This is a genomic window from uncultured Treponema sp., from assembly GCF_934725225.1.
In the GTDB taxonomy this organism is placed as follows: Bacteria; Spirochaetota; Spirochaetia; order Treponematales; family Treponemataceae; genus Treponema_D.
In genome coordinates this window covers 67,748-79,155 of the sequence record NZ_CAKVAM010000001.1, presented here as the reverse complement: position 1 = coordinate 79,155, position 11,408 = coordinate 67,748, and the positions used below count along the sequence as shown (strand labels likewise).

The 11,408-nt window shown below is 42.9% G+C and carries 22 protein-coding genes; all 22 read left to right on the top strand.

What is annotated here, in order from left to right; translation table 11 throughout:
* Positions 1 to 7 precede the first annotated feature (7 nt).
* The gene (gene rpsL, locus Q0H92_RS00490; protein WP_013702572.1) at positions 8 to 382 is read left to right on the top strand and encodes a 30S ribosomal protein S12; all 375 of its coding nucleotides are present in this window, start codon (positions 8 to 10) and stop codon (positions 380 to 382) included.
* 15 nt (positions 383 to 397) lie between these two features.
* Entirely contained in the window at positions 398 to 868 is a 471-nt protein-coding gene (gene rpsG / locus Q0H92_RS00485) for a 30S ribosomal protein S7 (protein WP_296010383.1), read from the top strand.
* A gap of 792 nt (positions 869 to 1,660) precedes the next feature.
* Complete coding sequence (gene tuf, locus Q0H92_RS00480) at positions 1,661 to 2,848, top strand: elongation factor Tu (RefSeq protein ID WP_013702570.1); 1,188 nt, start codon at positions 1,661 to 1,663, stop codon at positions 2,846 to 2,848.
* A 48-nt stretch (positions 2,849 to 2,896) separates the two neighbouring features.
* Positions 2,897 to 3,205 (top strand): 30S ribosomal protein S10, encoded by a 309-nt coding sequence (gene rpsJ / locus Q0H92_RS00475; RefSeq protein ID WP_013702569.1) that lies wholly within the window; start codon positions 2,897 to 2,899, stop codon positions 3,203 to 3,205.
* An 81-nt stretch (positions 3,206 to 3,286) separates the two neighbouring features.
* Positions 3,287 to 3,907 carry a 50S ribosomal protein L3 gene (rplC, locus tag Q0H92_RS00470; protein WP_288566842.1) on the top strand — a complete coding sequence of 207 codons (621 nt, stop codon included), beginning with the start codon at positions 3,287 to 3,289 and terminating at the stop codon, positions 3,905 to 3,907.
* 14 nt (positions 3,908 to 3,921) lie between these two features.
* On the top strand, positions 3,922 to 4,560 hold the full coding sequence (rplD, locus tag Q0H92_RS00465; RefSeq protein ID WP_277078684.1) for a 50S ribosomal protein L4: 639 nt from the start codon (positions 3,922 to 3,924) through the stop codon (positions 4,558 to 4,560).
* Positions 4,560 to 4,844, top strand: coding sequence for a 50S ribosomal protein L23 (locus Q0H92_RS00460; RefSeq protein WP_013702566.1), 285 nt, complete (start codon positions 4,560 to 4,562; stop codon positions 4,842 to 4,844). The genes rplD and Q0H92_RS00460 overlap by 1 nt, the downstream gene beginning before the upstream one ends.
* Before the next feature lie 29 nt (positions 4,845 to 4,873).
* Positions 4,874 to 5,698, top strand: a complete 825-nt coding sequence (rplB, locus tag Q0H92_RS00455) for a 50S ribosomal protein L2 (RefSeq protein ID WP_013702565.1) — start codon at positions 4,874 to 4,876, stop codon at positions 5,696 to 5,698.
* A 14-nt stretch (positions 5,699 to 5,712) separates the two neighbouring features.
* Positions 5,713 to 5,997: a 30S ribosomal protein S19 gene (rpsS, locus tag Q0H92_RS00450; RefSeq protein ID WP_013702564.1), complete on the top strand. Its 285-nt coding sequence runs from the start codon at positions 5,713 to 5,715 to the stop codon at positions 5,995 to 5,997.
* Between the two features lie 14 nt (positions 5,998 to 6,011).
* Positions 6,012 to 6,368 (top strand): 50S ribosomal protein L22, encoded by a 357-nt coding sequence (gene rplV, locus Q0H92_RS00445; RefSeq protein WP_013702563.1) that lies wholly within the window; start codon positions 6,012 to 6,014, stop codon positions 6,366 to 6,368.
* Between the two features lies 1 nt (position 6,369).
* Complete coding sequence (gene rpsC, locus Q0H92_RS00440) at positions 6,370 to 7,122, top strand: 30S ribosomal protein S3 (protein WP_013702562.1); 753 nt, start codon at positions 6,370 to 6,372, stop codon at positions 7,120 to 7,122.
* Positions 7,115 to 7,531 carry a 50S ribosomal protein L16 gene (rplP, locus tag Q0H92_RS00435; protein ID WP_013702561.1) on the top strand — a complete coding sequence of 139 codons (417 nt, stop codon included), beginning with the start codon at positions 7,115 to 7,117 and terminating at the stop codon, positions 7,529 to 7,531. Before rpsC ends, rplP begins: the two co-directional genes overlap by 8 nt.
* A gap of 10 nt (positions 7,532 to 7,541) precedes the next feature.
* The gene (rpmC, locus tag Q0H92_RS00430) at positions 7,542 to 7,784 is read left to right on the top strand and encodes a 50S ribosomal protein L29 (RefSeq protein ID WP_013702560.1); all 243 of its coding nucleotides are present in this window, start codon (positions 7,542 to 7,544) and stop codon (positions 7,782 to 7,784) included.
* A gap of 10 nt (positions 7,785 to 7,794) precedes the next feature.
* On the top strand, positions 7,795 to 8,067 hold the full coding sequence (gene rpsQ, locus Q0H92_RS00425) for a 30S ribosomal protein S17 (RefSeq protein WP_013702559.1): 273 nt from the start codon (positions 7,795 to 7,797) through the stop codon (positions 8,065 to 8,067).
* A gap of 15 nt (positions 8,068 to 8,082) precedes the next feature.
* Positions 8,083 to 8,451, top strand: a complete 369-nt coding sequence (gene rplN / locus Q0H92_RS00420) for a 50S ribosomal protein L14 (RefSeq protein ID WP_294014536.1) — start codon at positions 8,083 to 8,085, stop codon at positions 8,449 to 8,451.
* Positions 8,452 to 8,465: 14 nt separating this feature from the next.
* Positions 8,466 to 8,789, top strand: coding sequence for a 50S ribosomal protein L24 (gene rplX, locus Q0H92_RS00415; RefSeq protein ID WP_013702557.1), 324 nt, complete (start codon positions 8,466 to 8,468; stop codon positions 8,787 to 8,789).
* A complete protein-coding gene (gene rplE, locus Q0H92_RS00410; protein ID WP_013702556.1) occupies positions 8,789 to 9,340 on the top strand; it encodes a 50S ribosomal protein L5 in 552 nt (183 codons plus the stop codon). Before rplX ends, rplE begins: the two co-directional genes overlap by 1 nt.
* 11 nt (positions 9,341 to 9,351) lie before the next feature.
* The gene (locus Q0H92_RS00405; RefSeq protein WP_296010379.1) at positions 9,352 to 9,537 is read left to right on the top strand and encodes a type Z 30S ribosomal protein S14; all 186 of its coding nucleotides are present in this window, start codon (positions 9,352 to 9,354) and stop codon (positions 9,535 to 9,537) included.
* Between the two features lie 18 nt (positions 9,538 to 9,555).
* Positions 9,556 to 9,957, top strand: coding sequence for a 30S ribosomal protein S8 (gene rpsH, locus Q0H92_RS00400; RefSeq protein WP_294014531.1), 402 nt, complete (start codon positions 9,556 to 9,558; stop codon positions 9,955 to 9,957).
* Positions 9,958 to 9,969: 12 nt separating this feature from the next.
* A complete protein-coding gene (gene rplF / locus Q0H92_RS00395) occupies positions 9,970 to 10,512 on the top strand; it encodes a 50S ribosomal protein L6 (protein ID WP_294014529.1) in 543 nt (180 codons plus the stop codon).
* An 11-nt stretch (positions 10,513 to 10,523) separates the two neighbouring features.
* The gene (gene rplR / locus Q0H92_RS00390; protein ID WP_013702552.1) at positions 10,524 to 10,886 is read left to right on the top strand and encodes a 50S ribosomal protein L18; all 363 of its coding nucleotides are present in this window, start codon (positions 10,524 to 10,526) and stop codon (positions 10,884 to 10,886) included.
* 8 nt (positions 10,887 to 10,894) lie between these two features.
* On the top strand, positions 10,895 to 11,407 hold the full coding sequence (rpsE, locus tag Q0H92_RS00385) for a 30S ribosomal protein S5 (protein ID WP_013702551.1): 513 nt from the start codon (positions 10,895 to 10,897) through the stop codon (positions 11,405 to 11,407).
* Position 11,408: the final 1 nt, after the last annotated feature.

The following is an 11,408-nucleotide window of genomic DNA, read 5'->3' as shown; positions in this document are numbered from 1 at the left end:
ATAGGCGATGCCTACAATAAACCAATTAATTCGTAAAGGACGTCAGTCTTCTGCAAAAAGAACTAAGGCCCCCGCACTTCAGTCTTGTCCGCAGAAACGCGGTGTTTGCACACGTGTTATGACAATGACTCCAAAGAAACCGAACTCGGCTCTTCGTAAGATTGCCCGTGTTCGCTTGAGCAATGGAATCGAAGTTACTGCATATATTCCAGGAATTGGACATAACTTGCAGGAACACTCAGTTGTACTTGTTCGCGGTGGACGTGTAAAGGATCTTCCTGGTGTACGCTACCATATTATCCGCGGTACAAAAGATACTCTTGGCGTTGATGGACGCAAAAGAGCCCGTTCAAAATACGGCGCTAAAAAACCAAAGGCATAATAGGAGGTTAATACTATGGGAAGACATAAGAAATCAGTTAACCGTCCGGTTATGCCAGACGAAAGATATAACAGCGTAGTTATTTCAAAATTTGTAACACGCATGATGCTTGATGGAAAAAAACAGATTTGCCAGAAAATCGTTTACGAGGCTTTGGACAAATTGAAGACAAAGACTGACAAGGATCCTCTTGAAGTGTTCCTTAAAGCTTTGGAAAATGTAAAGCCAATGGTGGAAGTAAAAAGCCGCCGCGTTGGTGGAGCTACATATCAGGTTCCTATTGAAATTCGTGACGCACGCCGCGAAGCTCTTGGAATGAGATGGATGATTAACGCTGCCCGCTCACGCAACGGACACGGAATGGCTGAAACTCTTGCTGCTGAAATCTTTGATGCTTTCAACAACACAGGTTCTGCTTATAAGAAGAAGGAAGATACACACAAAATGGCAGAGGCAAACAAGGCTTTTGCACATTACCGCTGGTAGTTCTTGCTTGTTCAAAACAGCCGCTTTGGTTTTTCCAAGGCGGTTTTTTTATTTAGGGTTTATCAAAACCCTAAAAACGGCTGAGTCAAGGTCTTGAGTGTAAGCGTACCTTGACCAGACGTATTTCCTTATAGAAATGATAAAACCGGTTGGCAATCTGCCGCAAAGTTCCATGAGGATTACCGGGTCAAGCCCGGTAATGACAGTAAAATATAAAGTTTGACATTTGTCTTAAATCATATATTTTCAATTATTTTCCAAATAAAAGTTTTTAGCCTCTTGATTCTTTTTTGAAAAAAGTATATAAATACAGAACATTTATGCCTTTATAAGGCGTATTCTGCATTTTTGCAGACAGAGTGTTTGATAGTCGGACGGACAGTTAAAGCTGTCTGGTGAAAATCGTAAAACTTCCGCAGTGCGGCTGTAGAGTTTCACACCCTGAATGTGCAGAAAGTTTCGTTGAAGCTTTCTATAAAACGATTGTGTGTTCAGGCTTCTGACTGGCTGGAAAAATTGCTCCCGCAGTTTGTTTCAGCTAAAAAAAGGTTCTGAATCCAAACCAATCGTCAGCCCGGATGATGCTAGGTGGAAAAGGCCAGCTGCTTCGAATAGATGAAACAGAATTTTTGATGTTGTCCATTCACGTATAGAATCGTCCTAGTAAAATTGGTCAAGTGTGTATGCGAAAATATTGTCTGCTTTTTAAGAGGCATATTTTCTGGCTTAAAGTGCAACACATAAAATACAACATAATGCCGCAGTAAAACACTGCAAGGCAAGGAGAAAATCATGGCAAAGGAAGAGTTCAACAGAACTAAACCTCACATGAACGTTGGTACTATCGGTCACGTTGACCATGGTAAGACTACACTTTCTGCTGCTATCACTGCTTATTGTGCAAAAAAATACGGTGATAAGCTCTTGAAGTACGATGAAATCGACAATGCGCCAGAGGAAAAGGCTCGTGGTATCACTATCAACAGCCGCCACCTTGAGTATCAGTCTGACAAGCGTCACTATGCACATATTGACTGCCCAGGACATGCTGACTACATCAAGAACATGATTACTGGTGCTGCTCAGATGGATGGAGCTATCCTCGTTGTTTCTGCTCCAGATTCAGTTATGCCACAGACAAAAGAGCACCTTCTTCTTGCTCGTCAGGTTGGCGTACCAAAGATTATCGTATTCCTTAACAAGGTTGACCTTGTTGACGATCCAGATCTTCTTATGCTCGTTGTTGACGAAGTAAAAGAAACTCTCAAAGGATACGGCTTCTCTGAGGACACACCAATTATCCAGGGTTCTGCATTCAAGGCTTTGAACGAATCTGACAACCCAGAAAACACAAAATGCATCGAAGAGCTTCTTACAGCTATGGACACATGGTTCGATGATCCAGTTCGCGATGACCAGAAACCATTCCTTATGCCAATTGAAGACATCTTCACAATCACAGGACGTGGTACTGTTGTTACTGGACGTATCGAGCGCGGTGTTATCCACATGGGTGACGCTGTTGAAATTGTTGGTATCCGCCCAACACAGTCTTCTACTGTAACTGGAATCGAAATGTTCAACAAGACTCTTAACGAAGGTATGGCTGGTGACAATGCTGGTATTCTTCTTCGTGGTGTTGAAAAGAAAGATGTTATCCGCGGACAGGTTCTTGCTGCTCCAGGAAGCATCCACCCACACACAAAGTTCGAGGCTCAGATTTACGTTCTTTCAAAGGAAGAAGGTGGACGCCACAGCCCGTTCTTCACAGGTTACCGCCCACAGTTCTACTTCAGAACAACAGATATTACTGGTACTGTTGAACTTGAACCAGGAACAGATATGGTAAAACCTGGCGACAACGTTAAGATTATCGGTGAACTTATTCACCCAATCGCTATGGATGAAGGTCTTAAGCTTGCTATCCGTGAAGGTGGACGCACAATCGCTTCTGGACAGGTAACAAAGATTATCGAATAGTTATTGAAGGGCAGAAGGCTTGGCTTTCTGCCCTATTTGGAGAATATCATGGCAAATGGCAAGATTCGTGTAAGACTTCGTGCTTTTGACGTAGCTCTTATCGATCAGAGCGCAAAAGACATCGTGCAGCAGGTTCAGAAGGCAGGAGCAAAGGTTTCAGGACCAATCCCGCTTCCAACAAGAATCAATAAAGTTACAGTTCTCCGTTCACCTTTCGTTAACAAGAAGTCACGTGAACAGTTTGAAATGAGAACTCACAAACGCCTTATTGACATTTTTGAACCAAGCTCAGAAGTAATGGATTCTTTGATGAAACTTGAGCTTCCGGCAGGTGTTGATGTAGAAATTAAGCAGTAATCGGAATAAAAGCCGGTTTCTGTAAAATAAAGGTAACGGTCCCCTTGGATCGGGGATGGCGGCCAAGTTTAGGAGATTCAGATGAAAGGTCTGATAGCAAAAAAAGTAGGAATGACACAGGTTTTCGATGAAAACGGCAATCTGACACCAGTAACCGTGATCCGCGTCGAGCCAAACACTGTTGTTGCTACAAAGACACAGGAAAAATGCGGCTATGAAGCTGTTGTTCTTGGACTTGAGGATTTGAAGCCTCACAAGATTTCAAAGCCATACGCAAAGCAGTTTCCAGAGAACATTACACCAAAACGTCATCTTAAAGAATTCAGAGACTTTGAAGGTGAAGTTAAAGTTGGCGACCAGATTGGTGTAGAATTGTTTGAAAAGGTTCGTTTCATCGACGTAACTGCTACCTCAAAAGGTAAAGGTTTTCAGGGTGTAATGAAGAGATGGGGCTTCCACGGCGGACGTGCTACACACGGTTCAAAATTCCATCGTGAAGCTGGCGGCACTGGATGCTGTACAACTCCGGGACATTGTCTTAAAAATGTTAAGATGCCTGGCCGCATGGGGTTTGATCGCGTTACAGTACAAAACCTCAAGGTTGTGAAAGTTGACCCTGAGCTCAATGTTTTGATGGTTCGTGGTGCAGTTCCTGGTGTAAGAAACTGTACTCTTATCGTTAAGGCTGCGGTTAAGAAATAAGGTCGAGGAATAGTATGGAAAAGAAAGTCTATTCAATCGATGGCAAAGAACTCAGGACTATCAATCTTGATGACAAAATTTTCGGACTTCCAATTAACGAAGATGTTATTTACTATGCCATCACTAACGAATTAGCAAATAAACGTGTTGGAACAGCATGTACAAAAACACGTGCAGAAGTTCATGGCAGCAATGCTAAGCCTTACAAGCAGAAGGGAACTGGTAATGCACGTCGTGGTGATAAAAAGTCTCCAATTACAGTTGGCGGCGGTACAATTTTTGGACCAAAACCACGTGATTACAGCTATGCAATTCCAAAGAAAGAAAAACGTCTCGCAATGAAGTCTATCTTGAGTCTTCAGGCTCAGGCAGACAGACTTACTGTTGTTGAAGATTTTACTATTGAAAGCGGAAAGACAAAGGACTTGGTAAAAATCCTTAAGAACTTTGTAAAAGACGAGCGCACTGTTATTCTTCTTAAAGATGACGATGCAAAAATCAAGCAGGCTGGAAGAAACCTTCCGAATGTTTATTTCCTCTCTTACAACCGTCTTCGTGCTCATGATCTCTTCTACGGAAGAAAAATCATCATGCTTGAAGGTGCTGCAAAAAATCTTTCTGATTTCTATGCTGAAGACAAGGAGGCAAAATAATGACATTCAATGATGTTCTTATTAAACCTGTTCTTTCTGAAAAAGCAACAGCACTCCGTGAACAGAATAAATATACTTTTATTGTTGACCCTGCAGCTACAAAGTTTCAGATTAAAGAAGCTGTACGCAAGCTTTTCAATGTAAATGTTGAAGACTGCAAGACTATCAATGTAAAAGGAAAAATCAAGCGTCTTCGCGGAAGACCTGGAAGAACTGCTGGCTACAAAAAGGCAATCGTAAAGCTTGCCGCTGGCGAAACAATCAAGGTGTTTGAAGGTGTTTAAGCCTTTGAACTGTAAGTAAGGGGAACCATATGGCTCTTAAGATATACAAGCCTTATTCAAAAGGTACACGCGGCCGTGTTGACTTGGTTCGCGAAGAATTGACAGCCGATAAACCCGAAAAAAGCTTGACTCATGGCCGCAAATCAAAAGCTGGTCGTGGCGCAGGCGGACGTATTTCTGTACGTCATCAGGGCGGCGGTCATAAAAGAAAATACCGTGAAATCGATTTTAGACGCGATAAGCATGGTATTCCTGGAACTGTAAAGACAATTGAATACGATCCATTCCGCAGCGCAAACATTGCTTTGATTGCTTATGCTGATGGTGAAAAACGCTACATCATTGCTCCAAAAGGTCTTACAGTTGGACAGAAAATTATGTCTGGTGAAAACGCAGCTCCTACTGTAGCTAATGCTCTTCCACTGGATGTTATTCCAATTGGATTCACTGTACACAATATTGAGCTTACTCTTGGCCGTGGCGGACAGCTTGTTCGTTCAGCTGGAACAGGTGCTCTTGTTGCTGCAAAAGAAGGTGATTACGTAACAATAAAGCTTCCTTCTGGAGAGCTTCGCCGTATTCACAGAAAGTGCTATGCAACAATCGGTATTGTTGGAAATGAAGACCGCATGAATACTAAGCTTGGTAAAGCTGGACGCAACAGATGGCGTGGTATTCGCCCGACTGTACGTGGTATGGCAATGAACCCTGTTGATCATCCGCTTGGTGGTGGTGAAGGCGCTGGAAAAGGACATCAGCCTGTTACTCCTTGGGGACAGCCTTGCCGTGGTTATAAAACACGCAATAAGAGAAAGACTTCTAGTCGTTTCATTATTAGTCGCCGCAAGAAGTAGGGTAGGAGTTAATCGTGTCAAGATCAGTTAAGAAAGGACCTTTTATAGAGAAATCTCTTTACAAAAAGGTTTTAGAAATGAACAAAGCATCAGCAGCTGATAAGAAAATGATTAAAACTTATTCCCGCTGCTCGACAATCATCCCTGAAATGGTAGGAAACACTATTTCAGTGCACAACGGTAAGTCATGGATCCCTGTGTATATTACAGAAAACTTGGTAGGCCACAAGCTTGGCGAGTTTGCTGCAACACGCACATTCAAGGGACATGGCGGTTCAGACAAATCAGCTGGTAAATAATAGGAGTGGATATTATGGCTGAAAAGAAAGGTTATGTAGCCACAACTAAATTTCTCATTGCATCTCCTACAAAGGTTCGCCCTGTAGCTAATGTTGTAAAGACAAAGTCTTGCTCTGAAGCTATGGCTATTCTTGATGTAATGCCGCAGAAAGGCGCTCGTCTTATCAGCGGAACATTAAAATCTGCAGTAGCGAATGCTCTCAATAAGAATAAGCAACTTGATGAAGATATGCTCTACATTAAGGAAATTCGTATTGACGAAGGTCCAAGACTTAAAAGAGTATGGTTCCGTGGACGCGGACGTGCTGATCAGCTCTTGAAGCGGATGTGTCATATCACTGTTGTAGTTGACGAAAAGGCGGGAAAATAAAGTGGGTCAGAAAGTTAATCCTATCGGTTTACGCCTTGGTGTAAACAAAACTTGGCAGTCTCGTTGGTATGCAGATTCTCGTGAATATGCAGACTTGTTCTTGGAAGATATGAAAATCCGCAAGCTTGTTGGATCTCTTCCTGAATGCAAGAACGCAGATATTGCTGAAATTGAAATTGTTCGTCATCCGCAGCGTGTTACTATTGTAATTCACACAGCACGCCCGGGTGTTATTATTGGTGTTAAAGGCGCTACTATTGAAAAAATCAGCGCAGATATTCAGAAGCAGCTGACAAAGAAAGTTCAGATTAAGATTAAGGAAATCAAACGTCCTGAAATCAATGCTTCTCTTATTGCGCAGAATGTAGGTCGTCAGCTTGCTGGCCGCGGTTCTTTCCGCAAGGCTCTCAAGCAGTCTGCTTCAAATGCTATGAAGGGCGGAGCTCAGGGTATAAAAATCCGTATCTCTGGTCGTCTTGGCGGAGCTGACATGACACGTTCAGAAGAGCTTAAGGAAGGACGCGTTCCTCTTCATACTCTTCGTGCTGACATCGATTATGGTACTTATGAAGCTCTTACTACTTATGGTAAGATCGGCATTAAAGTATGGGTCTACAACGGAATGAATTACGGACGTGAGCAGAACGAGGATGCAGGTGATATTGTAAGAAAGCCTCGCCGCGACCGCTCTAATGGCGACCGTAAGTCTGCTCGTTCCCCAAAAGCTGAGGGAGGAAAAGTAGAAAATGCTTAGTCCTAAAAGAGTTGCGCACCGCAAAGTTCAGCGTGGTCGTCCAACAGGCAATGCTACACGTACTAACTATGTTGATTTTGGAGATATAGCGCTTGTTGCAATGGAACCTGTTTGGTTGAATGCAAAGCATATTGAAGCTGCTCGTGTTGCTATTAACCGTTGCATTAACCGTCAGGGTAATCTTTGGACACGCGTTTTCCCAGACAAGCCAGTTTCAAAAAAGCCGGCTGACACTCGTATGGGAAAAGGTAAGGGCGCGCCTGAATTCTGGGCCGCTGTTATTAAACCTGGTATGATTTTATTTGAAGTTGGCGGAGTAGACAAAAAGCTCGCTGAAAAAGCGATGCATCTTGCTGCAAGCAAACTTCCAATTAAAACAAAAGTGGCATTCCGCCCAACAGTCGAGTAAGGAGTAAGAAATGGCTGATTCAAAGAAAAAAAAGGATAAAGATCTTTCTTATGATGAACTCGTTGCAAAGCGCAATGAACTTAAAAAACAGTACATGGACTTTCGCTTTCAGAGCGTAATCGGACATGTAGATAATCCAATGCAGAAGCGTACAATGCGCCATGAAATTGCCCGCCTTAATACGCTTATTCATCAGCAGGATCTGGCAAAGTTCAGAGCGGCTGCTGCTGAAGCTATTGCTGCAAAAAACTAGGAGCTGACCCGTGGAAGAACAGAATGTGCAGAAAAAAGGTGCAAAACGTTCATTCGTAGGTATCGTCACTAGCGACAAGATGGACAAGACTATCGTTGTTTCTATTGATAAGAAAAAGATGGACCGCCTTTACAAGAAATATGTTACACGGACCAAGAAATGCAAGGCCCACGATGAAAAGAACGAGGCTCATATTGGAGACACAGTTCGCATCGTAGAATGCAGTCCGATCAGCAAAGAAAAATGCTGGCGTCTCGATACAATCATCGAGAGAGCCAAATAAGGCAGGAGTAAGATTATGCTTCAGATGCAATCAAAAATGGTTGTTGCCGATAACTCCGGAGCTAAATTGGTTCAGTGCATTAAGGTTTTAGGTGGCTCACACCGCCGCTATGCAGGTATTGGTGACATTGTTGTGGTAGCTGTAAAGGAAGCGATTCCTACATCTACAATTAAAGAAGGTTCAGTACAGAAGGCTGTAATTGTCCGTGTGGCAAAAGAATACCGCCGTCCAGATGGAACATACATCCGCTTTGATGACAACGCTTGCGTTCTTATCGATGCAGACAAGAATCCAAAGGGAAAACGTATTTTTGGACCTGTAGCTCGCGAGCTTCGTGATATGGACTTTATGAAGATCATATCCCTTGCTCCGGAAGTTCTCTAAGGAGCTTGGACAGTATGCAGCATAAATACAAGATCCATAAGAATGATAACGTTGAAATCATTGCTGGAAAAGACAAAGGCAAGCGCGGAACAATCGTCCGTGTATTTGAAAAGAATAACAAAGGACGTGTTATTGTAAGCGGTTGCAATATTGTAAAGAAAGCAATAAAGAGGAAGTCCCAGCAGGATGCAGGCGGAATCGCTGAAATCGAAGCACCTCTGGACATATCAAATGTAGCGCTCGTATGTAAAAAATGCGGACGCCCTGTCAGAGCAGGATATAAACTTGATGGCGACAAGAAAACTCGTGTTTGCCGCAAGTGTGGAGAAGCACTGTAATGGAAAATTACGTACCACGGCTTAAGAAAGTCTATAAGGAAAAAATCGCTCCAGAGCTCTTCAAGGAGCTTGGATACACATCCGTAATGCAGATTCCGGCAGTAAAAAAAGTTGTCGTAAGCATGGGTGTTGGCGAAGCTCTCACGAATAAGAAACTTCTTGATGCTGCAGTTACAGATCTCACTCAGATTACCGGCCAGAAAGCTGTTAAAACAAGAGCTAAGAAAAGTATTGCAAACTTCAAACTTCGTGAAGGCAATGAAGTAGGAGCAATGGTAACTCTTCGTGGAAACATCATGTATGAATTCCTCGACCGTCTTATCAATGTTGCTCTTCCTCGTGTAAAGGATTTCCGCGGAATCAAAGCTACTGGTTTTGATGGACATGGAAATTTCTCTCTTGGTATTACAGAACAGATTATCTTCCCGGAAATTGATTTCGATAAAATCGTTAAGATTGCCGGTATGAACATCAGCATTGTTACAAGCGCACGCACAGACAATGAGGCCCGCGCACTGTTGACCAAGTTTGGAATGCCGTTTAGGAAATAAGGAAGAAGTTCATGGCTAAGAAATCAATGATTATCAAGGCAAACCGCACACCGAAATATTCTACTCGTAGATATAATAGGTGCCAGATTTGCGGTCGTCCACATGGATATTTGCGTAAGTTCAAGATTTGTCGTATCTGCTTCCGCAAATTAGCAAGTGAAGGCCTTTTACCGGGCGTCACAAAATCATCTTGGTAGTGACAGGAGATTATAGAAATGGCAGCTTCAGACCCAATAGCAGATATGCTTGCAAAAGTCCAGAACGCGGCAAGAGCCGGTCATGAAAAAGTAGATGTTCCTACTTCTAAGATGAAACTGGAAATTGTAAAGATCCTTAAAACAGAAGGATATATTAAGAATTTCAAAAAAGTTCAGGATGACAACGGACACACTGTTATCCGTATCTTCTTGAAATATGACGACTTCAACAAGTCAGTTATTCACGGCATGAAGAAAATTTCTACACCAGGCCGCCGTGCTTATTCTGGCTACAGAGAATTGCCTAGCGTTTACAACGGATACGGCACTTTAATCGTTTCAACATCAAGCGGTGTTACAACTGGCAAAAAGGCTTCTGAAAAGATGGTCGGCGGCGAGTTGATTTGCAAAGTATGGTAATAGGAGGAAGAAATGGCATCTAAGATTGGAAAACTTCCTGTTGCTATTCCAGCAGGCGTTACTGTTACTGTTGCTCCTAATTTGGTTACTGTAAAAGGTCCAAAGGGCGAGCTTAAGCAGGATATTAACGGTCTTGTAAATGTTGAAGTAAAAGGCGCCGAAGTCATTGTTAATCCTGCAAATGAGACAAAGGCAGCAAGCGCATGCCACGGTTTGTACCGTAATCTCATTCACAACATGGTTGTGGGAGTAACACAGGGCTTCTCTAAGACACTTATAATTACAGGTGTTGGTTATCGTGCTGAAGTTCAGGGAAAAACAATTATAATGAACCTCGGATATTCTTCTGAGTTCGTTGCTGTTATTCCTGAAGGACTTACTGTAACTGCTGACAAAGACGGAAAACTTACAATTTCTGGAATTGACAAGCAGCAGGTTGGTGAATTCAGCGCACAGATTCGCAAATTGCGCAAGCCTGAGCCTTACAAAGGAAAAGGTATACGCTATGACAACGAAGTTATCAGACGTAAAGTCGGTAAGACCGGCGTAAAATAAGGTGAATTGATATGTTCAAGAAACTTAGTGATAAAAACAGAAAGCGCCTGCATAGAAAGATTCACATTCGTAAGTCTGTTTACGGAACTGCAGAACGCCCTCGCTTGACAGTGTATAAAAGCGGCCGTAACCTTTATGCACAGGTAATTAATGACGATGAAGGCAGAACTCTTGCCGCCATCTCAACTCTTGAAAAGGATTTTATTACGCTCAAGGCAAATGTCGAAAGCGCAACAAAACTTGGAGAAGCTTTGGGTTCACGCCTCAAGGAAAAGAACATTACAAAAGTAGTGTTTGACCGTAACGGTTACCTTTATCATGGTGTTGTAAAAGCCCTTGCTGACGCTACCCGCTCTGCCGGGATTGTATTCTAGGAGAGGCTATGGAACACCAGAAAAACTATGAAAAAAAGCCTGCTGACGAATTTGTAGAAAAACTTGTAAAGCTTAACCGCACTGCAAAAACTGTAAAAGGCGGACGCAGAATGTCTTTCTCGGCATTGACTGTAGTTGGCGACAAGAAAGGACGCATCGGCTTTGGATTTGGAAAGGCTAACGATGTTACCGAAGCTATCAGAAAGAGCCTTGAAAAAGCAAGAGCAAACCTTATTACTCTTCCGCTCAAGAATGGAACAATTCCACATGAGATGATTGGAAAGTACAAGAGTTCTGCTGTATTGCTTAAGCCGGCTTGCCCAGGTACTGGTATTATTGCCGGTGGTCCTGTACGTGCAGTTTTGGATGCGGCTGGAGTAACTGACGTTATTTCAAAATCTCAGGGTTCCCGCACATCTGTAAATGTTGTTCGTGCTACATTTGACGCAGTTGCAAATCTTATGGACGCACGTGCTGTAGCACAGAGCCGCGGAAAGACTCTCAAAGAAATGTGGGGCTGAT

Excerpts from the sequence above, each read along its gene's own strand:
- rpsL (WP_013702572.1), top strand. The coding sequence starts at position 8 with ATGCCTACAATAAACCAATTAATTCGTAAAGGACGTCAGTCTTCTGCA.
- rpsG (WP_296010383.1), top strand. The coding sequence starts at position 398 with ATGGGAAGACATAAGAAATCAGTTAACCGTCCGGTTATGCCAGACGAA.
- tuf (WP_013702570.1), top strand. The coding sequence starts at position 1,661 with ATGGCAAAGGAAGAGTTCAACAGAACTAAACCTCACATGAACGTTGGT.
- rpsJ (WP_013702569.1), top strand. The coding sequence starts at position 2,897 with ATGGCAAATGGCAAGATTCGTGTAAGACTTCGTGCTTTTGACGTAGCT.
- rplC (WP_288566842.1), top strand. The coding sequence starts at position 3,287 with ATGAAAGGTCTGATAGCAAAAAAAGTAGGAATGACACAGGTTTTCGAT.
- rplD (WP_277078684.1), top strand. The coding sequence starts at position 3,922 with ATGGAAAAGAAAGTCTATTCAATCGATGGCAAAGAACTCAGGACTATC.
- Q0H92_RS00460 (WP_013702566.1), top strand. The coding sequence starts at position 4,560 with ATGACATTCAATGATGTTCTTATTAAACCTGTTCTTTCTGAAAAAGCA.
- rplB (WP_013702565.1), top strand. The coding sequence starts at position 4,874 with ATGGCTCTTAAGATATACAAGCCTTATTCAAAAGGTACACGCGGCCGT.
- rplV (WP_013702563.1), top strand. The coding sequence starts at position 6,012 with ATGGCTGAAAAGAAAGGTTATGTAGCCACAACTAAATTTCTCATTGCA.
- rplP (WP_013702561.1), top strand. The coding sequence starts at position 7,115 with ATGCTTAGTCCTAAAAGAGTTGCGCACCGCAAAGTTCAGCGTGGTCGT.
- rpmC (WP_013702560.1), top strand. The coding sequence starts at position 7,542 with ATGGCTGATTCAAAGAAAAAAAAGGATAAAGATCTTTCTTATGATGAA.
- rplN (WP_294014536.1), top strand. The coding sequence starts at position 8,083 with ATGCTTCAGATGCAATCAAAAATGGTTGTTGCCGATAACTCCGGAGCT.
- rplX (WP_013702557.1), top strand. The coding sequence starts at position 8,466 with ATGCAGCATAAATACAAGATCCATAAGAATGATAACGTTGAAATCATT.
- rplE (WP_013702556.1), top strand. The coding sequence starts at position 8,789 with ATGGAAAATTACGTACCACGGCTTAAGAAAGTCTATAAGGAAAAAATC.
- Q0H92_RS00405 (WP_296010379.1), top strand. The coding sequence starts at position 9,352 with ATGGCTAAGAAATCAATGATTATCAAGGCAAACCGCACACCGAAATAT.
- rpsH (WP_294014531.1), top strand. The coding sequence starts at position 9,556 with ATGGCAGCTTCAGACCCAATAGCAGATATGCTTGCAAAAGTCCAGAAC.
- rplF (WP_294014529.1), top strand. The coding sequence starts at position 9,970 with ATGGCATCTAAGATTGGAAAACTTCCTGTTGCTATTCCAGCAGGCGTT.
- rplR (WP_013702552.1), top strand. The coding sequence starts at position 10,524 with ATGTTCAAGAAACTTAGTGATAAAAACAGAAAGCGCCTGCATAGAAAG.
- rpsE (WP_013702551.1), top strand. The coding sequence starts at position 10,895 with ATGGAACACCAGAAAAACTATGAAAAAAAGCCTGCTGACGAATTTGTA.